This window comes from Atopomonas sediminilitoris, assembly GCF_022601735.1.
Classification (GTDB): Bacteria; Pseudomonadota; Gammaproteobacteria; order Pseudomonadales; family Pseudomonadaceae; genus Atopomonas; species Atopomonas sediminilitoris.
The window spans coordinates 293,970-314,926 of the sequence record NZ_JAKUMM010000004.1; the positions used below are offsets into that span (position 1 = coordinate 293,970).

The window sequence follows — 20,957 nt, forward strand, 5'->3', positions numbered from 1 at the left end:
GTCAGCTGCACTGGCGGGGCTTTACGGGCACCAATAGATGCACAGCGGCGCACGTAAGAACGCCTTAATCGGTTTATCAAGGGCATCGCAGGTGAGTGCTTCACGCAGCGCTTGCAGCTTTTCTTGCCCGGCAATGGCTAGCAGTTGTACTGGCGCACGGCGCAATAAGGCGGCGGTGCAGCTAACTCGCGCAGTCGGCGCTGCGCTGGCCTGCATCGGCAGGCACAGCGGACCGTCTTCCGCCAAGCCTTGCGCCAGCCCTTCTGCACGTGGGAACAACGACGCGGTGTGCGCATCGCCACCCATGCCCAGCACCACCACATCCGGTGCACGGCGACTTTGCCAACGCTCGGTCACCGCTTGCGCATCAGCACGCTGGCTCACCCCCAAATACAGCGGCTCAAACTGCGCCGCCGCTGCGGCGCCTTGCAGCAAATGGCTTTTGACTAACGCGGCATTGCTGTTCGGGTCGCTCTCGGGCACCCAACGCTCGTCCACTAACGAGACACGCACCTTGGCCCAATCCAGCGGCGCTGCACGTAAGGCGTGAAAAAACGCCACGGGGCTGCGCCCACCACTGACCAACAAGCAGGCATCGCCGTATTCAGCCACCGCTTGCGCTAAGGCCGCCGCCACCCGCTGCGCCAGCACTTGTGCTTGCACACTGGCATCGGCCAAGGCATGTGCCTGCACGCCAGCAGGTAAGAATCCGTCAAAGATCGCCATACCAAGACCTCCCGTCACGGGTAATCATGGCGATCGAGGCCACCGGCCCCCAGCTGCCGGCGGGGTACTTTTTCGGTGCCGAACCATCTTGCCGCCAGCTGGCCAACAGCTGATCGCACCAGCGCCAGGCGGCTTGCACTTCGTCTTTACGCACAAACAGGTATTGATTGCCCTGCATCACCTCAAGCAGTAAACGCTCGTAGGCATCGGGTATGCGCGCCGCGTTGTTGGTGTCGGCAAAACTTAACTGCAGCGGGCCGCTGCGCAGATGCATGCCCTTATCCAAGCCCTGCTCTTTGGTCATCACCTGCAAGGAAATGCCCTCATCGGGCTGCAAGCGAATGATCAGCTTGTTACTCACCTGATCGCGCTGCTCTTCAGCGAAGATGTAGTGCGCTGACTCTTTAAAATGGATCACGATCTGCGACAGCTTTTGCTGCATGCGCTTACCGGTGCGCAAATAAAACGGCACCCCGCTCCAGCGCCAGTTGCGGATTTCACAGCGCAAGCTGACGAAGGTTTCGGTGTTGCTGTGCACGTTGGCGTTCTCTTCTTCGAGATAGCCAGGCACGGGCTGACCATCGATGCTGCCAGCGGCGTACTGCCCACGCACCACATGGGTGCTTAACAACTCTGGCGTGATCGGTGCTAACGCTTTGAGCACTTTGACCTTTTCGTCACGAATACTGTCAGCTGACAAGTCGCTCGGTGGCTCCATCGCGGTTAAGCACAGCAGTTGCAATAGGTGGTTTTGCACCATATCGCGCAGCTGTCCCGCCTGATCAAAGTAGCCCCAGCGACCCTCGATACCGACCTTCTCCGCCACCGTGATTTCGACGTGGGAGATGTAACGGCTGTTCCATTGATTCTCAAATAAGCTATTGGCAAAGCGCAGGGCAATCAGGTTTTGTACCGTTTCTTTGCCCAAGTAATGGTCGATACGATAGATCGCGCGCTCTGGCAGATAGCGCGCCACCGCATCGTTGACTTCTTGCGAAGACTCCAGTGAATGACCGATGGGCTTTTCCAGCACCACACGCAGGTTGCTAACCAACTCAAGGTGCGCCAGCTCACGACAAATATCGCCATACACCGCCGCAGGCGTGGCGAAATAAGCCACCAAGGGCTGTTCCGCCGAGACTAGCGACGTCAGCGCTTGGTAGTCATCGCGCTTACGAAAATCCATTGACACATAGGTGCAGCGGTCAATAAAGCGCTGCATCACCGCTGCATCTTGTTCTTTAGCGCTGACAAAACGGGTCAAGCTTTCGCGCAACTGACGCTGCAAACCCTCGGCATCCAGTTCATCACGCGCCATCGCCAGCACACAGGTTTGCTCATGCAGCAGGCCGGCGCGATCCAGCTGATAGAGCGCCGGAAATAGCTTACGCAGAGCCAAATCACCCAAGGCACCAAACAAGGCAAAGGTACAGGGCTCAACTCGAATCACAGGCATGTCTGTTTCACCTTCCAACAAGTATGCGGTGCCTTAAACCAAGCGCCGCCAAAGCGATTGACGTTATAAAAACGTAAAAGTAGTAAAAAAACAACATTTCTTTTCAAAAACCGTTTTGCTCTTGGTAGATTAGCCCTTACGGACTAGCATCAACCCAGCTAACGCACGCTATCGCGTGCCTTTAAGGACATTTATGGATCGCTCGCAGAACCTGCTGGACACCATCAACGACAAGCTGGCCGAACTAAACAAGGCCGAACGCAAAGTCGCAGAGGTCATTTTGGCCAGCCCCGAACAAGCCACCCGCTTCAGCATTGCCGCCCTCGCCCAAGCCGCCGGCGTCAGCGAGCCGACGGTCAACCGCTTCTGTCGCAGCTTTGCTATTCAGGGTTATCCAGAGCTTAAGATCCAGCTCGCGCAGAGTCTGGCCAGTGGCGCGACCTATGTCAGCCGCGCGGTTGAGCCAGACGATACCGCCGAGGAGTACACCAAGAAAATCTTTGCCACCACCATCGCCTCGCTTGAAAGCGCCATGCAAGGCACCGACAGCAAGCTCATCAGCAAAGCAGTAGACCTACTGATACAGGCGCGCCACATCCACTTCTTCGGTCTGGGTGCCTCCGCCTCGGTGGCGCTTGACGCCCAGCACAAGTTTTTCCGCTTCAACTTGGCAGTCAGCGCTCAGGTCGATGTTTTGATGCAGCGTATGATTACCGCCGTCGCCCATACCGGCGATGTGTTTGTGATCATTTCCTACACCGGACGTACCAAAGACTTGATTGATGTGGCGCGTGAAGCCCGCAGCAATGGCGCCTCAGTCATCGGCATTACCGCGACCGATTCGCCCCTGGCCAAGCTGTGCAGTGTTTGTGTTGGCACCCCCGACCAAGAGGACACCGACATCTACATGCCGATGACCTCGCGCCTAATTCAACTCACCATGCTCGACGTGCTCGCCACTGGCGTCACACTGCGGCGCGGCAGCGACTTTCAGCCGCATCTGCGTAAAATCAAAGAAAGCCTTCTCCCTACTCGCCTGCAGCCAGGCAGCGAAGACGACGACAGCGCAAGCGACTAACCAATGTGGCTGCCATGCCCCGCACCAGCAATCAAGGCAATCTGCGTGGCAGCCCCTGCACTCCAAACAACCTACAACCTGTGACCAGCACCTCATCTCACCCTCATCCTCCCCCCTCATCCCCCTAAATCCCCAGCAGGGATGATGCTGCGCTTGCAACCTTCACCGAATCTTCATCACGCCGCACAAGCCTAGGCTGGCGGCACTGGACGCAATCATCGACTTGCGTAATGTAAACAACACGATCACCCGCAATGCCGGCCGCCAAGGCGCGTATCAAATTGGTTACGTTTGCTTTGTTGAGAAGATCATCTCGTTGTTTTATTACTACGCAGCATCCACGGGTGTTACACCCTGGCCACCATTACGAGCCAACAAAAACAACAAAGGACCCGCCATGAACACCAAAAAACCAACCTTCTTGCTTAAGCCCAGCTATGCCCTTGCGGCAATGCTCGTTGCGGCGCCGGCGCTCGCTGTGGATTTCCACGGTTATATGCGCTCAGGCATTGGCGCAACCGGCGGCGGTGGCGACCAAGCGTGCTTCCAAGCCAAAGGCGCAGGCGCGAAATACCGCCTAGGTAACGAGTGCGAAACCTACGCCGAAGTTGGCCTTGGCCAAGAAGTATGGAAAGAAGGGGAACAGAGCTTCTATATCGACAGCATGATTGCTTACAAATCCAATCAAGCTAACGACTGGGAAGCCACTGACAGTAAAAACGCCAACACCGATAACCCCTACGAGAACGGCACCAGCTCCATTCGCCAGTTCAACGTACAAGGTAAAAACGTGTTGAGCATGCTGCCAGGCGCCACTTTATGGGCGGGTAAGCGCTACTACAAACGCCATGACGTGCACATCAATGACTATTACTACTGGGATGTGTCCGGCCCAGGCGCAGGCATTGAAGATATCGACGTAGGCTTTGCCAAAGCCCACGTGGCATGGATGCGTAACACCGACGGTGACTGGACTTACGACGGTGCTGGCACCGGCACCAACGTGGCCAACGATACCTTCGACTTCCGCCTGACTGACATCGACGTCAACACCGATGGCAAGCTGATCGTGGGTTATGACTATGGCAAAGCCAACCTGACCGACGAGCAAGAAAAAGACCCAGGCTACACCGACAACAAAGGCCACCTGGTTACCATGGAGCACACCCAAGGCAACTGGTTTGGTGGCTTTAACAAGCTGGCGATCCAATACGGCACCGATGGCATCATCGGCTCCACCGGCCGCAACAGCACCGGCAACAGCGACGGCAGCATGCTGCGCTTGGTTAACCAAGGCGTGGTCGGTCTGAGCGACGACATCGAGATGATGTACGTGCAAATCTACGAAGACAAAGACCTCGACAACAAGCAAGGCCAGGAATGGTTCTCCTTTGGCCTGCGTCCGGTCTACAAGTGGGACAACGTGATGTCCACCGCCTTCGAGTTCGGCTACGACCAAGTGGATCCGCAAGCCGACGGCCAAGACACCATCGACCTGAAGAAATTCACCATTGCCCAGCAATGGTCCGCTGGTCGTAGCTTCTGGGCGCGTCCGCAAATTCGTGTGTTTGCCACCTACGCCATGTGGGATGGTGATGACTACAACGCGGCGAGCGAATCGATCGAAACCGGCGAAGACGACGGCATGACCTTTGGCGTACAAGCCGAAGCGTGGTGGTAACAGGCTTCGCGAGGCTATCCGTGTAGCCTCGCGCACCTAACAAAGCATTGCTGCTCCTGAAATTGCCCCGCTCCACGCAAAGAGCGGGGCCTTTTCCGCGATTGAACACCGTCGAGGACGACCATAATGACAACCACAAGCCGCCTACCCTTGCTACTTGGCCTGTGTTCCACCTTATTACTGGGCTGCGCGGGCGAGCCAACCTCGCTGCGCCATGTGGATGCGTTTAACAAAGCACCGCAACCGCTATCGATCAGCTCCAGCGCCGCCAAGCAGGCACTAGCGCAAGCACCGAGTTGCTGCCCTAGCGTGCGTGACTTTCAGTTCACCCCTATTCCAGCCAATTTCAGCGGCAATGTGATCATCGATCGCACGGCACCAGCGTTTGAGTTTGACAGCGGCAAGAGCTTTTTCCGCGCATTTGCCCTGCCGCAAACCAGCCGCTCTTTTGAGATTCGCCTCTACAGTCAAGCCGGCGACACTGTGCTGGCGCCTAACGCCATGTTGCTTAACGGTAATCTGCAAATTACCCGCCTACTGGGCAAAGACGACTTCACCTTCGTACCGGCACAGGGCTTAAAGGGCGATAGCATGGACGCCCGTCTGCGCGTCGACCGCTTGTATTTGGATAACGCCGGCAACGAAGCCTACCTCGTGCTGTACACCAGCGACGAGCAAATGGCTGGCAGCACCACCATCGAGCATCCGGCCAAAGCCTACGCTCGCGCTCGCGGCACCGAGCCGCCAAACATCGCTGACCCCGTCGCGCAGCATGCCGCCGAAGGCATCATCAAGATGGTCATTATTGAAGACCAAGCGGCAGGGCAACTGGCTAACACCTATGTGCCACCGCGCAGCATTGGACAAGAAATGGGCAACACCGTACCGGCTATTCCTGCACCACCGGTTCAGCCTGAAACCAAAGCCTTCTACCGCCAAGCCATTGATGCAGCCTTGGCCAACCGCGACTTAGAGAAAGCCCTGCGCTTAGCTGACGAAGCCGCGCGGGTGGGTGATGAGAGCGCCAAAACCTATCTACTGGAAAAAGTGCAGATTAAATAAGCCCAGCCAAGTTGATCAGGCGACCGCAAGGTCGCCTTTTTTGTTTTAGAATCGCCGTTTGTTTTACATCGAGAGAGTGACGCATGGGCGCCCAATGGAAAGCCAAACATAAAGAAGCCGCCGCCAACGCCAGAGGCAAATTGTTCGGTCGCTTGGTCAAAGAAATCATGGTTGCCGCCCGTAACGGTGCTGACCCCGACATGAACCCCAAGTTGCGCTTGGCCGTGCATCAAGCCAAAAAGCTGTCGATGCCCAAAGACACTCTAGACCGCGCGATTAAGAAAGGCGCGGGCCTGACCGGCGAAACCGTGAACTTTGAACACCCCATGTACGAAGGGTTTGCCCCGCATCGGGTGCCTGTGATCGTTGAGTGCCTAACCGACAACGTTAACCGCACCGTGGCCGAAATCCGCGTTCTGTTCCGCAAAGGGCAATTGGGCACTTCAGGCTCTGTGAGCTGGGATTTTGACCACGTCGGCCTGATCGAAGCCAGCCCTGAAGGCGATGCCGATGCTGAACTAGCCGCCATCGAGGCCGGCGCTCAAGACTTTGAAGACGGCGACGAAGAAGGCAGCACCCTGTTCATCACCGACCCGACCGATTTGGACGTAGTTAGCCGCGCATTGCCTGAGCAAGGTTTTACCATCGACTCTGCCAAGCTCGGCTATCGGGCGAAAAACCCCGTGACCTTAAGCGGTGCTGAACTGGAAGAAGTTGAAGCGTTTCTAGAAGCGCTGGATAACCACGATGACGTGCAAAACGTCTACGTCGGCCTGATCGGCGAGTAAAGCTTAACGCCAGCGCTGCCACCACGGCAGCGCGCGGCGCAGGCGCTGGCAAGCGGCGCGCAGCGCCAACTCATCGACCTGCTCCCCGGCAAATACCTGCCGTTCGTACTCCTGAAAAAACGCCTTAATCACCGCAGCCTGCGCGGGAATGGCAACTTGGGCGCGCTGACTAAAACGCCTTGCGCCCTCGCCGGTTTGCCGCTGCACGCCCAAGTGCGCCAATAAGCGCTCGACTTGCTGCAGATAACGTTGTTGCGCCGGCGGTCGTGCCTGCCAAGGCTTCAGTAACCACGTCGCTAAAACCATCAGCAACAAGGCTACTGCCGCCACCAAGGTCAGCCCTAGCCGCTGCCAATCAACCGTGCCCAACCAGCTCTGCAGCCAACGCAATTGCTGTTCGCCCTGATAGCCCAGCACCCAGCGTTGCCAGTTGTAATTCAACTCATCCCAAGCCAAACGAAGCTGGTTAAGCAGCGGGATATTGCGCAGGCGCGCGCCCGCCAGCAGGTCACCTTCTAAAAAGCTGCCTTCGTCGGCCAACGCTTCTTCCAAACCAAACTCGATACGCTCTGGCGCCACTTCAAACGTAGGATCGACACTCTGCCAACCCTTGCCCGGCCGCCAGTATTCAACCCAAGCGTGGGCATCAAATTGGTGAACCAACAAGTAATTGCCGGTCTGATTCACCTCGCCACCTTGATACCCCGCCACCACCCGTGCCGGAATACCCGCCGCCCGCAGCACCACCACCATGGCCCCGGCGTAATGCGCGCAAAAACCGCGCCGCGTTGCGAATAAGAACTCGTCGTTGCTGTGCTGCCCCAGCACCGGCGGGCGCAAGGTGTAATGAAACGGCTCACGATTAAAGTGCTGCAAGAGCGCCAACACCAAGGCCTGATCGTCCGGATACTGCTGGCGTAGCTCGGCCGCCCAAGCCCGTGTGCGCGGATCAAACCCTGACGGTAAACGCAGGTTCAAACGGCGCAACACATCGGGCAACTGAGGTTGGCGCACAGCCTCCGGCCAGGACTGCAAACGATACAGCTGCGCCTGCTCAACCGGCACGGCGCTTTGCACGCGAAAGTCCACCTGCAAGCGCCCAACGTCAGCCGCTGGTTCGGCGACATCCAGGGCAAACAACCAGGGCTGCCCCGTGGGTTGCATCAATATCTGATAATCCAGCACCTCGCCCTGCTTTTGCCAAGGCGGCTCAAACACATTGGCACGCCGATTAATCGATGACTGCGACCAACGCCGGCCATCGAAGTCATCCAGCGTTAGCGCCCGCCAATACAAGCGCTCTTTTGCCGGTATGGGGCCGTCAAAGGTGGCGCGAAAGGCCAGCTCGCTGGAGCGCGAAAGCTCGGCCACATCCGCCGGCGACATGCTTTCGGCTAAGCCTGTGCGCGCCACATCCGGCGTTGGCATACTCCACAACGGACCGATTCGCGGAAAAAACACAAACAACAGCAACATCAACGGCAAAGCTTGCAGCAATAAACCAGCCGCTAAACGCCACGTCGCCCAAGGGCGTTGATTAAAGCGGCTTTGCTGCAGGCCGATTAATGCGGCGGTTAAGCACGAGATGGGCAGCAAGCTGTAGGCAAAACTTAACAGGCTGTCTTCAAATAAATACGCCGTCACCACCACGAAAAAGCCCATGTAGATCAAGACTTGGGCATCGCGTTGGCGCTTCATCTCCAACAGTTTCAAAACAAAGGTCGCCAGCAATAAGGTGACGCCAGCATCCAGCCCCACCACGGTGCCGTGCGACAACAGCACCCCAGCGGTCACCCCCACCAGCAGTAACGCTTTAACCCAACCGCGCGGGTAGTCCGCCCGCTGGCGGAAAATCTGGATGCGCCAACCGCCGCAGACCAACCACAAAGGAATCAACCACGTCGGCACATGCAATAAATGCGGGATGATCACCAAGGCCTGCGCGGCTAACAGCCAAGTGAGGCTAATCCGTGGAATCAACGCGGGGCCGCTCATGTCGGCAAGCCATACAAGGCCAGCGCCCGCAAGCACGCATCGCGATGGCTGGCTGAGTCACTGGGTGCCAGCTCAACGCCGGGCAAACGCATACCAAAGGCGTGACCTTGCTGATGCAGCGTCAGCACGGCATGCGTAAGGCGCGATAACCGTTGCTCCACACCACCACTGGCACTGGCGAAGTCCAGCCACACATCACGCCCGGCCAGACCGGCAAACTCTTTGACCAACAAGCCTTGGCCACGGGAATAGGCTTTCCAATGTAAACGCCGTTTATTGTCGCCGGGTTGATAGGTGCGCAGTCCTTGGTAGTCATCCACGCCAGCTGGGATGATGCGCACGCCTTCGTCATCATCCTGTGCGCCATGATCCGCCAGCGGTATGGCGCCGGCCATGGGCGCTGGATAGACCAACACTTGCTGATCCAAATCGACCCAGCTCCACGCCACAAACAGCCCCAACGGGAAACGGCTCTCTACCCGCAAACGCCCCGGCTTAAGCCAGCCGCGCTTAGCAGCGGGCAAAAACAGCTCGACGCGGGTGTTGCCGCCCTGCTCCACATCAGCGCCGGACAACTGCGCCGGTGGCCAGCCGAGTGCTAAAGCCTGATAACTGCGCCGCTCGGCAATCAACTCAAGTGGCAGACAAGCTTGCTCACCGACAAACACCGGCACACTGGGCAAATGCCGTAACACCAAGCCCGACAAGCTGCGGTAGGTATTTAAGATGGCGACCAAAAACAGCGACAGCAGCCAAAAGGCCAAAAAATACGCCAGATTGTTTTGGTAGTTGATCGCACCGATCAGCAGCAAGGCGATCAAGAGAAGAAACCCCAGCCCCTGTCGCGTAGGAATAATAAAAATACGCCGCTGGTCTAACCGCACCTCCCGCGCTGGCGGGATACGACGATTAAGCCAGCGCTGCCAACGCGCGCGCTGCGCGGCCAGCAGACTGCGCATCAGAGCGCCGGAACCTCGCGCAATAACCATTGCACCAAGGCAGCCCCACCATGGCCACTGGCATCCGCTTGCTGACGTACGCGGTGCCCCACCACGGCCGGCAAAACGCTTTGCACATCTTCAGGGATCACATAAGCGCGCCCCGCCAACAAGGCCCACGCCTTGGCTGCCGCCAACAAGGCCAGCGCGCCACGAGGTGATAAGCCGTAAGCAAACTGCGGCTGGGCACGGCTGGCCTCAGCAATACGCAGCACATAATCGATCACCGCTTCACGGGCCTGCACTTTCGGCACTTCCGCTTGCAATGTGGCTAACTGGGCGTGATTGAGTACCGGCTGTAAGTTTTGCATCAGCTCGCGCCGAGTAACGCCCATCAGCAAGTTTTTCTCCGCCGCCGGCGACGGATAGCCCAACGACAGGCGCATCAAAAAGCGATCCAGTTGTGATTCAGGCAAAGCAAAGGTGCCGCTGGAGCTCACCGGATTTTGCGTCGCAATCACAAAGAACGGCTCAGGCAGTGGCCGTGTGCTGCCCTCGATGGTGACCTGCCCCTCTTCCATCGCTTCGAGCAAAGCGCTTTGGCTTTTGGGCGTTGCGCGGTTGATTTCATCGGCCAGAACCAGCTCGGCAAAAATCGGCCCCGGGTGAAAAACAAACTGGCCGCTGTTTTTATCGAACACCGAGGTGCCCAAAATATCGCCCGGCAGCAAGTCGCTGGTGAACTGGATACGTTGAAACGACAGCCCCATAACCTTGGCCAAAGCATGGCTCAGTGTGGTTTTGCCCATGCCGGGCAAATCTTCGATCAGCAAGTGCCCGCGCGCCAGCAAGCAGGCCACCGCTAAGCGCACCTGCTGCTCTTTACCGAGCACCACGTGATTAATCGAAGCGATGGCTTTTTCCAAGGTATCGAGCATGCGCCGGCCTTATATCGATGAGAGGATGCCCGTCGAAACGGGGCTTGGCTTACAGCGTAGCGACAATTTCCCGCAGCTTGGCGGCGGGGTTCTCAGCTTGGGTAATCGGACGGCCAATCACCAAGTAATCCGAACCGTTAGCCAGTGCTTGTTGCGGGGTAAGAATACGGCGCTGATCATCGGCGGCGCTGCCTGCGGGGCGAATGCCTGGGGTAACCAATTGCAGTTGTGCATGCTGCGCTTTTAGCACGCTGGCCTCTTGCGCCGAACACACCAAGCCATCGAGCCCTGCCTCTGCGGCCAAACCAGCCAAACGCAAAACGTGCTCTTGCGGGGCGACATCAAGGCCAATCCCCGCCAAGTCGCTCTGCTCCATGCTGGTCAGCACCGTCACACCAATCAACAGCGGGCGGTTGCCGGCGTGTTGTTCCAACACCTCGCGGCACGCCACCATCATGCGCAAGCCGCCAGAGCAGTGCACATTAACCATCCACACGCCCAGCTCGGCCGCCGCTTTAACCGCCATCGCCGTGGTGTTGGGGATGTCATGGAATTTCAGGTCAAGAAACACATCAAAACCCAACGCCTGAAGCGCTTCCACCACCTGCGGGCCACTGCGGGTGAAAAGCTCTTTGCCGACTTTTAACCGGCACAACGCAGGGTCTAATTGCTGAGCCAAGGCCAGCGCTTGGGCTTGGCTGGGATAATCGAGGGCAACAAGGATCGGGGACTGACAGGCCATCACGCACTCACTTCCACACAAAAAAACAGTGCGCCATTGTCGCAGAAAGCCCCACGCCCGTCAGGCCGAAGGTTGCGGGTTATCGTCCTGCATTTGCTCATTGACGATGGCCTCATCCACGCGCGGATCTAGCGCTGCCACCAAAGGCGAGCTGCCGATCAATGGCGGCATGCCTTGGTGATGCAGCGGCGCATCCGCATGCTGATGCTCATTTGTCACTGCACGTGGGCGCACCGCCAATGTCAGCACCAGCGCACAGACTAACGAGTAACCGTACAGCGCCGCATCGCCCTGCCATTGCATCAAACCGCCGGCCAGCAAAGGTCCGGCGCATGCGCCTAGGGCAAAGGTCACGAGCAACATAGCGGTCAGCGAGACACGGCGTTCGGGCTCTACGTGATCATTGGCAAACGCCACCGCCAAGGGATAAAGGGTGAACTGCAACAGCCCCACCACAAACGCCATCGCCAACAACAAGGGCAACGAAGGGCTCGGCACCAACAACAACGGCACGCAGGCGAGCACCAAGAACAAGGCATTAAGACGGATCAACTGCGCCCGATCAAAGCGGTCCGACAGCTTGCCCAGCGGCCACTGCGCTAACAGCCCGGCCAAAATGCAAACGCCCATGAACTGCCCCACCTGCGCCGTGCTTAAACCCGCGCCACTGGCATACACCGGCCCCAAACCATAAAAAGCGCCAGTAACCAGACCACTAACAGCCACGGTGATGAGCGACTGCGGAATGCGCTTAATAAAAAACAGCGGATCTAAGGGCGCAGGCGTCAACGGCGCAGGATGCATGCGGCGTGTCACTGCCACAGGCACCAAGGCCAGCGAGAAGCAAATCGCCACCCACAAAAGCACCGCCAAGCCCAAGCTATCTTCTAAACCAAGCGCCAGCTGGCCAAGCACCAAGCCCAGATACACCGCCGCCATATAACCGGAGAACACCAAGCCACGCTGCTGTGTTTCTGCCTGCTCGTTCAACCAGCTTTCGATCACCATGTACTGGCACATCATACACAGCCCCACGACAACCCGCAGCAGCAACCAAGCGGCCATTAGATCGGTTAAGCCGTGTAATAACACCGCCGCCGTGACCAAACCACCACACGCCACATAGGCTCGCACATGCCCCACGCGGGCAATCAAACGATGTCCCAGCTTGCCGCCAATCACCAAGCCTAGATAGTTAGCCGCCATCAGGCCGCCGACCCAAATATCAGCCACCTCGGTCGCACTCAAGCGCAAAGCCAAATACGTGCTCAGCAAACCTGAGCCCAACAGCATTAATAAGGTGGCGGCGTAGAGTGAGGTAAACGAGACCAGCGCGCGCGGCATAGCGGAGGCTCCAAAGCGTATCGGGAGCGCTCCACCCTAGCGGAAAACCCTATCCCAAGGCCAGCCGCGCGTGGTTTAACGTCGCAAAAGTGCGTTTCAGCGTCGCCCTGACAACTAGCAAGAGGCGTGTTTAGACCTGCATGGCCAAATAACGACGCTCCCAGGCGGTGATCTCGCTGAGGAAGTCCTCAAGCTCCATGTATTTGGACGCCAAATAACCATCAATAAACTCAGCGCCCAACAGCTCGCGCGCCAACTCGCTGCGCTTAAGGCGTCGTAGCGCTTCTTGCATCGAGGTCGGCAAGCGCATGTTCTCTGGCGCGGTAAAGTCACCGGCAATCGGCTCGGTGGGGGTTAACTTCTGTTCAATCCCACGCAAGCCCGCTGCCAAGCTCACGGCCAACAATAAATACGGATTGGCATCGCAGCCGGCAATACGGTTTTCTACCCGTCGCGCCGCCGGCACACTCGGCGGAATCCGCAAGCCCGAGGCGCGATTGTCATGCGCCCAGCAGAAGTTATTGGGCGACGCATACGGATGAAACAAGCGTTGGTAGGAGTTGATATTCGGCGCAAGCAGTAAGGTTAAATCCGCTAACGCATCCTGCAGGCCAGCAATGAACTGATAGAACGCTGGCGTGGCTTCGTCAGCGCCATTGTTAAAAATATTGTTGCCTGCCGCATCCACCACACTTTGGTGCAAATGCATGGAGCTGCCCGCCACCTTAGCTAGCGGTTTTGCCATAAACACGGCGATCAAACCATGCTTTAACGCCACCTCTTTAACCATGTGTTTAAACAAGAAGGTTTGATCGGCAATCTTTAACGCATCGCCGTGGTGGAAGTTAATCTCAAACTGCGACACGCCCATCTCGTGCATAAAGGTATCGCGCGGCATGCCCATGGCTTCCATGCAGCGGTAAACCTCCGCCCAAAACGGACGCAAACCGTTATTGGATGACACGCTAAAGGCGGAATAACCCACCTCGCGGCGACCATCCAAACCCAGCGGCGGCTCAAAGGCCTGATACGGATCGGCGTGCGGGGCGAAAATAAAAAACTCAAGCTCTGTCGCAACAACCGGCTGCCAGCCATGTGCGGCGTAGCGCTCGACGATGCGTTTAAGCAAGGTACGGCTGGAAAGCCCCGAGGCTTGGCCTTCGATCTCGACGCAGTCACACACGGCCAACGCGCGCGGCTGCTCCGCCCATGGCAGGTTGTAGGCCTGCGACAACACAGGCTCGAGGATCAAATCACCGTCATCACTGCCGTAATACTGGGCATCGGGGTAATGGCCAATTAAGCTTTGCAACAGCACGCCACGCGCCATCTGCAAGTTACGCCCAGAAGCAAAGCCTTCTAACGTCATCACCTTGCCGCGCGGCACGCCGTTCAAATCAGGCGTTACACATTCAACTTCGGTCACGCCGGCTTGCTGCCACGCTTCAATCAAGGGCTTGCGCGCTTCGCTAGTCATCAAAAGATCCTTATTTTTAATCGGTTCAGCGTGCAACTTGCCGCACAGCGTGTGCGAAATATAAACCACACAACCCCGCACAGCCATGCCAGCAGCGCGCCTTGCGCGTATGCGAAGGCGACATTCAGATACAGAGCCTTAAGCTTTGAACCCTGCGCGGTGCGCCACAAAGGTGTCCAGCTAAGCGGTGCCCTGTTAGAATACGCGCCACTTTTCTTCTTACCTTTACCCGCCTAGGCCAGGACTCATGAGCAATAAGCAGCCCTCAATCAGTTACAAAGATGCTGGTGTTGATATCGACGCCGGCGAAGCCTTGGTCGAGCGCATTAAAGGCGTTGCTAAACGCACGGCTCGTCCGGAAGTGATGGGCGGCTTAGGCGGTTTTGGCGCACTGTGTGAAATCCCTGCAGGCTACAAGCAGCCAGTACTGGTATCCGGCACCGACGGCGTAGGCACCAAGCTCCGCTTGGCCCTCAACCTGAACAAGCACGACAGCATTGGTCAGGATCTGGTTGCCATGTGCGTTAACGACTTGGTCGTGTGCGGCGCTGAACCGCTGTTTTTTCTCGACTACTACGCCACCGGCAAATTGAATGTCGATGTCGCCGCGACCGTCGTGACCGGCATTGGCGCCGGCTGCGAATTAGCGGGTTGCTCGTTGGTCGGCGGTGAAACCGCTGAAATGCCCGGCATGTACGAAGGCGAAGACTATGACTTGGCTGGCTTCTGTGTCGGTGTAGTCGAGAAGAGCGAAATCATCGATGGCAGCAAGGTTGCCACCGGCGATGCACTGATCGCCCTGCCTTCTTCGGGCCCGCACTCCAATGGCTACTCGCTGATCCGCAAGATCATCGAAGTATCTGGCAGTGACATTACCCAGATTGAACTCGGCGGTAAGCCGCTGACTGACTTACTGATGGCGCCAACACGCATTTACGTGAAGCCGCTGCTTGAGCTGATCAAGACCACCGGCGCGGTAAAAGCCATGGCGCATATCACCGGTGGTGGCCTGCTCGACAACATTCCCCGTGTTCTGCCGCAAAACAGCCAAGCCATTATTGATGTCGCTAGCTGGACTCGCCCTGCCGTGTTCGATTGGCTGCAAGCACAAGGCAATGTCGACGAACACGAAATGCACCGCGTTCTGAACTGCGGTGTCGGCATGGTGATTTGCGTGGAGCAAGATCAGGTTGACGCCGCCCTAGCCAGCCTCAGCGCTAATGGCGAGCAACCTTGGGTCATCGGCCAGATTGGCAGCGCTCAAGCTGGCGAGCCCGCCGTTAAACTCAACAACCTGAAGCAGCACTGATGCCCGCAGCGTGTCGCGCGCTGGTGCTGATTTCAGGTTCTGGCAGCAATTTACAAGCGCTGATTGATGTTTTTAGCCGTGACGATGCACCGCTACAGATTTGTGCGGTGCTCTCCAATAAGGCGGACGCCTTTGGCTTAACCCGCGCGCGCAATGCTGGCATCGACACCTTAGTGCTCGACCATAAGGCTTACAGCAGCCGCGAAGCCTTTGATTTGGCGATGATCGAAGCCATGGATGCCTACCGTCCTGATCTGGTGATCTTGGCCGGTTTTATGCGCATCCTCACGCCCGCGTTTGTCGAGCATTACCAAGGCCGCCTGCTGAACATTCACCCTTCCCTGCTGCCGCGCCACAAGGGTTTACACACCCACCAGCGAGCACTTGAGGAGGGCGATCACGAGCACGGTTGCAGCGTGCACTTTGTCACCGCCGAACTGGATGGTGGGCCGCTGGTGGCCCGCGCAGCCATCACCATTAACAGTGATGACAACGCAGAAACGCTAGCCGCGCGCGTGCACGAGCAAGAACACCTGCTGTATCCTCTAGTCGCCCGCTGGTTTGCTGAAGGTCGCTTATGCCTAACACCAGATGGCCTCACCCTCGACGGGCAAGCATTGCCCGCCACAGGCAAAACCTTGCGTAATGGAGACATGCACTGATGCGCCTGCTTTTCGCTGCACTGCTTTGCACACTGCCGCTGCTCAGCACCGCCACCGAACGACTGCCCTTTAATGCCAGCTACACCGCCGACTGGAAACAACTGCCGGTCAGTGGCTCAGCCGAGCGCAGCCTTAAAAAGCTCGAATCAGGCCAGTGGGAATATCGCTTTCGCGCCTCCATGCTGGTCGCTGAACTGACTGAAACCAGCGTATTTCACCAGCAAGGCAGCAAAATCCAGCCCGACACTTACCGCTTTGTGCGCAGTGGGCTGGGCCGCAAGAAAGAAATCAACCACGACTTTGATTGGCAAAATATGCTCATCACCGGCAGCGATCGCGGCGATAGCATCAAACTCACGCTAAAAAACGGCTTTCTGGATAAGTCCAGCTACCAACTGGCTTTACGCGATGATGTCGCCAAAGGCGAAACCAGCATGAGTTATCAAGTCGTCGACGGTGACGAAATCGACACCTATGACTTTCGTGTTCTAGGCAGCGAAAAGGTCCGCACCAAAGCCGGCCTTCTCGATGCCATTAAAGTCGAACGTGTTCGCGACCCGACCAAATCATCGCGCACCACCGTTTTGTGGTTCGCCAAAGACTGGAACTACTTGCTAGTGCGCTTGCACCAAAAAGAAGAGGACGGCAAGGAATACCAAATCATGCTCAAAGAAGGCGAAGTTAACGGCCAACCCGTTAAAGGCGCGAGCAACAGCGGCGAATAACGCGCCATCGTGTGCCAAAACCACGCCTTGTGCGTGGTTTTTTTATTGTTTAACTGGCAGGCCGCACACCTTGCAGCAGCCGAGACAAGTCATAACCCAGTGTCGCCTGCACAGCGCTGACCCTGGCCTGCAAAGCGTCAAAGTCGGGCGCATCGGTCTGTGGCCCCGGCACCCACAACAACACATTGCCTTCGCATACCGGGCACTCCCAGTAACGGCGAGTAAATAACCCGCGCAACAACGGGGCGGCAAACGGCGCGCCGTTCTCAGCCGTCCACTGATTAATAATCAACCAACCGCCGGGCTTTAAGCGCTGCCAACAGGCGCTTAAGAAGCCCCAGTTGAGATGCTCAGCAGATGGCCCTTCATCCCCGTACAAATCCATAAACACCAGATCGGCCGGTAGTTGCTGATCAATCAAGTCTGCAGCCGCCCCCAGCGATACTTGCAAACCATGCAAACGCTCGAGCTGAAAATAGGCTCGGCAAAGCTCCGGCACCTGCTCACGCAACTCCAACACTCTAAGCGACGGCACACCCAGCTTCTGCTGCGCCGCATGTAATAGACTGCCCGCCCCCAACCCCAAAAAAAGAGCCTCTTGCGGCGCTTGATGTAGGAGCGCCCCCAGCAACATGCCGCGTGTGTAGTCGTACTCTAGCCATGCCGGATCCGGCAGATACATGCAGCTTTGCTCGCACTCATCACCGAAGACTAAATAGCGATATTCGCCCACCTGCGTCACCCGTAAACGCCCATGAGCATCATTGCCGTCCCACAATAAGGACTCCACCTCACCCAAGCCGATTCTCCTCACTATTTCAATGCGCCGTGCATTATGCGCCATCGATAAGACTCTTAGCGCAGATCAATAGAAAAACCTGATTAAGCGCATAGGCTGGCAGGCGTGGATCAATCAGTTACCATGCCGCCTCAGCATGACAACAAGCATTTGAGCAATTTATGAACGCACTGTGGACACCCGATAGCTGGAGAGCCAAACCCATCCAGCAACAACCAAGCTACCCCAACCCAACGGCACTGGCTGCCGTTGAGCAGCGTTTACAAGCCTTACCGCCGCTTGTCTTTGCCGGTGAAGCGCGTGAATTACGTCGCCAGTTTGCTGAAGTCAGCCAAGGGCGTGCCTTTTTATTGCAAGGCGGTGATTGCGCCGAGAGCTTTGCTGAATTTTCTACCGGCAAAATCCGCGACACCTTCAAAGTGCTGCTGCAGATGGCCATCGTGCTGACTTTTGGTGCAGCCTGCCCCGTGGTGAAAGTTGGCCGCATGGCTGGGCAGTTTGCCAAGCCGCGCTCAAGCGATGTGGAAGTCCAAGGCGAACAAACGCTGCCGGCCTATCGCGGCGATATTGTGAATGCCATCGGCTTTACTGAAGCCGAACGCACACCCGACCCAGAGCGCTTGCTGGCGGCTTATCATCAAGCTACCGCCACACTGAATCTATTACGCGCGTTTGCCGGTGGCGGCTTTGCTGATCTGCACCAAGTGCATCAATGGAATTTAGACTTTATCGCCAACTCAGCCATGGCTGAGCGCTACCAACAGCTAGCCGCGCGTATCGATGAGACGCTGGCCTTTATGCGCGCCTGCGGCTTTGATAGCGACCGCGCACCCCAGCTTAAAGAAACCAGCTTCTTTACCGCCCACGAAGCGTTGTTACTCAATTACGAACAAGCGTTAACCCGCCGCGACAGCATCACTGGCGACTGGTATGACTGCTCCGCCCATATGCTATGGATTGGGGATCGCACCCGTCAGCTTGATGGAGCGCATGTCGAGTTTTTACGCGGCGTTGGCAACCCCATTGGGGTAAAAGTCGGCCCCAGCATGAATCCCGATGAACTGCTGCGCTTAATTGATATCCTCAACCCCGACAACGACCCTGGGCGTTTAAACCTGATTGTGCGCATGGGAGCTGACAAAGTCGGTGAACATATGCCTGCTTTAGTGCGTAACGTCGAGCGCGAAGGCCGCCGCGTGCTGTGGAGCTCGGACCCCATGCACGGCAATACCATTAAAGCCAGCAGTGGTTTTAAGACCCGCGATGTCGCCAGCATTCTCAGTGAAGTGCGGCAGTTCTTCGATGTGCATCAGGCGGAGGGCAGTTATGCCGGCGGCATTCATATTGAGATGACGGGCCAAAACGTAACTGAGTGCATTGGCGGTTCTCGCCCCGTCACCGAAGCGGGTTTAGGCGATCGCTACCACACGCATTGCGACCCACGTATGAACGCGGACCAATCGCTTGAACTGGCCTTTATGATTTCTGAAACGCTAAAACAAGTTAGGCAGCCTCAATAAGGCTGGGCTGAACATTGACCTGCCAGCGGGCAGCGAGGCTCACCCTCGTTCGCCCGCCAGTGGCAAATCAATTAGGAATACTGATCTGCAATTCAGCACCTTCAATGCTCTTATGGTCAAAGCTTAACTCGTCGTTGTCACGCGTCATCAACTTGCCATTGAACTCTGTGCCGCGCTCATTCTTAGGCGCAAACAAGTCGGGCAGGTAACGATTTTGTTGCGCAGGCGCCTGGGCATTAGCGCTGTCATTCGGCGGGGTTAAATCCAAACTGCCGCTATAAATCGACTGCCCCAAGCCAAACCCATCAACCTCTTGAGCCATCGACCAAGGGCTCACAGCCATTACCATCAACAAACCACTTAGCTTGATTACCCGACTGAACATCCCGTGCCCTCTCCTCCATCGTGCCCCTCTTGGAGGCCATTGCCACGGCAAAGTTCCTTAACGCGCAAGCGTATTGGCCACTTGCCCGAGCAGTGTCTGGAAGCTCTTGTCTTGGCTGGCGGTACTTTTAAACAAGTGATTTATCCGCTCACTTGATTCGGTAAGCAGGTGCATTAAGCGCTCCTCTTCAGGTGCGGTTAGGCACAGTTGCGAGAACTCGACATGCAAGTTGTCCAGCATGCCCTCTAGCTCTTGCGTGCTAACGCGGGTCAACTCAAGCTTAGCGGCCTCCATCTCGCCAATCATCTGCTGCAAAACGCTGGCCGTTGCTTGAATGCGTACCGCGCGATCACGCGCCACTTGTTCATTGAGCATGGCCCGAACCCGTGCATCCATAGCGTTAGCGATGAAACAGATATGGTCTTTGATAACGCCATAGCGCATGGGGTCTTCCAGCGGCATATTGCGCACCAACAAGCCGACATGAGGATAGTTAACAACGGTACGCGGACCAAAATCGGCAATACGCCCCTGATTACGCGCAATCTCCACTACCTCGCGCTCAATAGGCCGCTCGATACCTTCCTCATAAAAGTACTCAAGTCCTTGAGGGTGAAAAACGCCGACACTGGCGTGTAAACCCAGCTCAGCCAAGGCACTGAGCGCCAACTGCGAGACCTGCGCAAAATCTTCGCAAGCAAAGCTCGACTCCATAAATTGCAGGATGCGCCCAAGCTCCGCATTCAAACTCATCGCTTGGAAAGCGATACGAGAGGATTCATCAAGCTGCACTTTCAACGCTTTTTGTTCACGCAGCACTTGGGCTGAGCGCCTTAGACGGGCTACCAATGCTTCAGGCGCAATCGGCAAATGCACGTACTCGTCAGCACCTGCAGCAAAAGCCCGCAAACATTGCGCTTCATCAGCGTGGTCAAGCACGAATAAAAAAGGCGGGCGCTGCGCATCGTTGACTGAAAACTGCTCAGCCAGTTGCTCTAACGCCGGCGCATAGCTCTCTTCAACCAACACCAAGCTACAGTCATTCGTGACAAGCGGCGTAAGCACGACACCTAGCTCGCTCAGCGAAGCCTGCCACTGCGCAAACAGCATTTCACTGCCGATAAACGCCACCTGCAAGGCAGGCAAATCGCTCACGCCATCGTTGGCGCCCGGCTCATCATCCCAAAGGTCAATCCCCGACACATGCAGCTCCTAGACGAGTCCTTAGATCATTCGCTAAGCGTAGTGCAAAGCGGAATAGTCTTCCGCAACACTGAACACCACAATACCTAACTTAAGCCACCGAGACTAAAGCGCAGCTATGCTCAAACA

Annotated in this window: 19 protein-coding genes; 8 read left to right on the forward strand and 11 right to left on the reverse strand. The window is 56.9% G+C overall.

All coding sequences use genetic code 11. The annotated features are described in order from the left end of the window. Positions 1–21: 21 nt before the first annotated feature. On the reverse strand, positions 22–726 hold the full coding sequence (gene pgl / locus MKI83_RS08030) for a 6-phosphogluconolactonase (RefSeq protein ID WP_241584742.1): 705 nt from the start codon (positions 724–726) through the stop codon (positions 22–24). Further along, positions 713–2,182 (reverse strand): glucose-6-phosphate dehydrogenase, encoded by a 1,470-nt coding sequence (gene zwf / locus MKI83_RS08035; protein ID WP_241584745.1) that lies wholly within the window; start codon positions 2,180–2,182, stop codon positions 713–715. The genes pgl and zwf overlap by 14 nt, the downstream gene beginning before the upstream one ends. A 193-nt stretch (positions 2,183–2,375) precedes the next feature. On the opposite strand from zwf, the gene hexR reads away from it, so the two are divergent. The 4 genes from hexR to MKI83_RS08055 all read left to right on the forward strand — a co-directional run bounded on the left by hexR (position 2,376) and on the right by MKI83_RS08055 (position 6,791). Further along, on the forward strand, positions 2,376–3,260 hold the full coding sequence (hexR, locus tag MKI83_RS08040; protein WP_241584746.1) for a transcriptional regulator HexR: 885 nt from the start codon (positions 2,376–2,378) through the stop codon (positions 3,258–3,260). A 397-nt stretch (positions 3,261–3,657) separates the two neighbouring features. Beyond that, positions 3,658–4,941 carry a maltoporin gene (locus MKI83_RS08045; protein ID WP_241584747.1) on the forward strand — a complete coding sequence of 428 codons (1,284 nt, stop codon included), beginning with the start codon at positions 3,658–3,660 and terminating at the stop codon, positions 4,939–4,941. Between the two features lie 126 nt (positions 4,942–5,067). After that, positions 5,068–6,003 (forward strand): MalM family protein, encoded by a 936-nt coding sequence (locus MKI83_RS08050; protein ID WP_241584748.1) that lies wholly within the window; start codon positions 5,068–5,070, stop codon positions 6,001–6,003. 83 nt (positions 6,004–6,086) lie between these two features. Then, complete coding sequence (locus MKI83_RS08055; RefSeq protein ID WP_241584749.1) at positions 6,087–6,791, forward strand: YebC/PmpR family DNA-binding transcriptional regulator; 705 nt, start codon at positions 6,087–6,089, stop codon at positions 6,789–6,791. A gap of 3 nt (positions 6,792–6,794) precedes the next feature. Here the strand turns inward: MKI83_RS08055 and MKI83_RS08060 are convergent, their stop codons facing one another. The 6 genes from MKI83_RS08060 to MKI83_RS08085 form a co-directional block, all read right to left on the reverse strand. After that, positions 6,795–8,786 (reverse strand): transglutaminase TgpA family protein, encoded by a 1,992-nt coding sequence (locus tag MKI83_RS08060; protein WP_241584750.1) that lies wholly within the window; start codon positions 8,784–8,786, stop codon positions 6,795–6,797. Beyond that, complete coding sequence (locus MKI83_RS08065) at positions 8,783–9,736, reverse strand: DUF58 domain-containing protein (RefSeq protein ID WP_241584882.1); 954 nt, start codon at positions 9,734–9,736, stop codon at positions 8,783–8,785. The genes MKI83_RS08060 and MKI83_RS08065 overlap by 4 nt, the downstream gene beginning before the upstream one ends. An 8-nt stretch (positions 9,737–9,744) precedes the next feature. Further along, a complete protein-coding gene (locus MKI83_RS08070; RefSeq protein ID WP_241584752.1) occupies positions 9,745–10,662 on the reverse strand; it encodes an AAA family ATPase in 918 nt (305 codons plus the stop codon). A gap of 49 nt (positions 10,663–10,711) precedes the next feature. After that, positions 10,712–11,404 carry an orotidine-5'-phosphate decarboxylase gene (gene pyrF / locus MKI83_RS08075; protein WP_245399700.1) on the reverse strand — a complete coding sequence of 231 codons (693 nt, stop codon included), beginning with the start codon at positions 11,402–11,404 and terminating at the stop codon, positions 10,712–10,714. A 60-nt stretch (positions 11,405–11,464) separates the two neighbouring features. Further along, positions 11,465–12,748 (reverse strand): MFS transporter, encoded by a 1,284-nt coding sequence (locus tag MKI83_RS08080; RefSeq protein ID WP_241584758.1) that lies wholly within the window; start codon positions 12,746–12,748, stop codon positions 11,465–11,467. Positions 12,749–12,878: 130 nt separating this feature from the next. Next, positions 12,879–14,225 carry a glutamine synthetase family protein gene (locus MKI83_RS08085; protein ID WP_241584760.1) on the reverse strand — a complete coding sequence of 449 codons (1,347 nt, stop codon included), beginning with the start codon at positions 14,223–14,225 and terminating at the stop codon, positions 12,879–12,881. 247 nt (positions 14,226–14,472) lie between these two features. Between MKI83_RS08085 and purM the strand changes: the two genes are divergently transcribed. Genes purM through MKI83_RS08100 form a run of 3 tightly spaced genes read left to right on the forward strand, consistent with a single transcriptional unit; the run spans position 14,473 to position 16,921 of the window. Next, positions 14,473–15,534 carry a phosphoribosylformylglycinamidine cyclo-ligase gene (gene purM, locus MKI83_RS08090; RefSeq protein WP_241584762.1) on the forward strand — a complete coding sequence of 354 codons (1,062 nt, stop codon included), beginning with the start codon at positions 14,473–14,475 and terminating at the stop codon, positions 15,532–15,534. Further along, positions 15,534–16,196, forward strand: a complete 663-nt coding sequence (purN, locus tag MKI83_RS08095; protein ID WP_241584764.1) for a phosphoribosylglycinamide formyltransferase — start codon at positions 15,534–15,536, stop codon at positions 16,194–16,196. Before purM ends, purN begins: the two co-directional genes overlap by 1 nt. Then, complete coding sequence (locus MKI83_RS08100; protein WP_241584765.1) at positions 16,196–16,921, forward strand: DUF3108 domain-containing protein; 726 nt, start codon at positions 16,196–16,198, stop codon at positions 16,919–16,921. The genes purN and MKI83_RS08100 overlap by 1 nt, the downstream gene beginning before the upstream one ends. 49 nt (positions 16,922–16,970) lie before the next feature. Here MKI83_RS08100 and MKI83_RS08105 read toward each other — a convergent pair whose 3' ends face one another. Beyond that, on the reverse strand, positions 16,971–17,765 hold the full coding sequence (locus tag MKI83_RS08105) for a spermidine synthase (RefSeq protein WP_370867369.1): 795 nt from the start codon (positions 17,763–17,765) through the stop codon (positions 16,971–16,973). Positions 17,766–17,881: 116 nt separating this feature from the next. On the opposite strand from MKI83_RS08105, the gene MKI83_RS08110 reads away from it, so the two are divergent. Beyond that, on the forward strand, positions 17,882–19,240 hold the full coding sequence (locus MKI83_RS08110; RefSeq protein WP_241584766.1) for a class II 3-deoxy-7-phosphoheptulonate synthase: 1,359 nt from the start codon (positions 17,882–17,884) through the stop codon (positions 19,238–19,240). Positions 19,241–19,307: 67 nt separating this feature from the next. Here the strand turns inward: MKI83_RS08110 and MKI83_RS08115 are convergent, their stop codons facing one another. Together MKI83_RS08115 and MKI83_RS08120 are read right to left on the reverse strand one after the other, a co-directional pair. Next, on the reverse strand, positions 19,308–19,625 hold the full coding sequence (locus MKI83_RS08115; RefSeq protein WP_241584767.1) for a hypothetical protein: 318 nt from the start codon (positions 19,623–19,625) through the stop codon (positions 19,308–19,310). A gap of 57 nt (positions 19,626–19,682) precedes the next feature. Continuing rightward, on the reverse strand, positions 19,683–20,828 hold the full coding sequence (locus tag MKI83_RS08120; RefSeq protein ID WP_241584768.1) for a response regulator: 1,146 nt from the start codon (positions 20,826–20,828) through the stop codon (positions 19,683–19,685). Between the last annotated feature and the right edge of the window lie 129 nt (positions 20,829–20,957).

What these genes read in the sequence shown, in the direction of transcription:
- pgl (WP_241584742.1), bottom strand. Translation starts at nt 726, where the DNA reads ATGGCGATCTTTGACGGATTCTTACCTGCTGGCGTGCAGGCACATGCC.
- zwf (WP_241584745.1), bottom strand. Translation starts at nt 2,182, where the DNA reads ATGCCTGTGATTCGAGTTGAGCCCTGTACCTTTGCCTTGTTTGGTGCC.
- hexR (WP_241584746.1), top strand. Translation starts at nt 2,376, where the DNA reads ATGGATCGCTCGCAGAACCTGCTGGACACCATCAACGACAAGCTGGCC.
- MKI83_RS08045 (WP_241584747.1), top strand. Translation starts at nt 3,658, where the DNA reads ATGAACACCAAAAAACCAACCTTCTTGCTTAAGCCCAGCTATGCCCTT.
- MKI83_RS08050 (WP_241584748.1), top strand. Translation starts at nt 5,068, where the DNA reads ATGACAACCACAAGCCGCCTACCCTTGCTACTTGGCCTGTGTTCCACC.
- MKI83_RS08055 (WP_241584749.1), top strand. Translation starts at nt 6,087, where the DNA reads ATGGGCGCCCAATGGAAAGCCAAACATAAAGAAGCCGCCGCCAACGCC.
- MKI83_RS08060 (WP_241584750.1), bottom strand. Translation starts at nt 8,786, where the DNA reads ATGAGCGGCCCCGCGTTGATTCCACGGATTAGCCTCACTTGGCTGTTA.
- MKI83_RS08070 (WP_241584752.1), bottom strand. Translation starts at nt 10,662, where the DNA reads ATGCTCGATACCTTGGAAAAAGCCATCGCTTCGATTAATCACGTGGTG.
- pyrF (WP_245399700.1), bottom strand. Translation starts at nt 11,404, where the DNA reads ATGGCCTGTCAGTCCCCGATCCTTGTTGCCCTCGATTATCCCAGCCAA.
- MKI83_RS08080 (WP_241584758.1), bottom strand. Translation starts at nt 12,748, where the DNA reads ATGCCGCGCGCGCTGGTCTCGTTTACCTCACTCTACGCCGCCACCTTA.
- MKI83_RS08085 (WP_241584760.1), bottom strand. Translation starts at nt 14,225, where the DNA reads ATGACTAGCGAAGCGCGCAAGCCCTTGATTGAAGCGTGGCAGCAAGCC.
- purM (WP_241584762.1), top strand. Translation starts at nt 14,473, where the DNA reads ATGAGCAATAAGCAGCCCTCAATCAGTTACAAAGATGCTGGTGTTGAT.
- purN (WP_241584764.1), top strand. Translation starts at nt 15,534, where the DNA reads ATGCCCGCAGCGTGTCGCGCGCTGGTGCTGATTTCAGGTTCTGGCAGC.
- MKI83_RS08100 (WP_241584765.1), top strand. Translation starts at nt 16,196, where the DNA reads ATGCGCCTGCTTTTCGCTGCACTGCTTTGCACACTGCCGCTGCTCAGC.
- MKI83_RS08105 (WP_370867369.1), bottom strand. Translation starts at nt 17,765, where the DNA reads ATGGCGCATAATGCACGGCGCATTGAAATAGTGAGGAGAATCGGCTTG.
- MKI83_RS08110 (WP_241584766.1), top strand. Translation starts at nt 17,882, where the DNA reads ATGAACGCACTGTGGACACCCGATAGCTGGAGAGCCAAACCCATCCAG.
- MKI83_RS08115 (WP_241584767.1), bottom strand. Translation starts at nt 19,625, where the DNA reads ATGTTCAGTCGGGTAATCAAGCTAAGTGGTTTGTTGATGGTAATGGCT.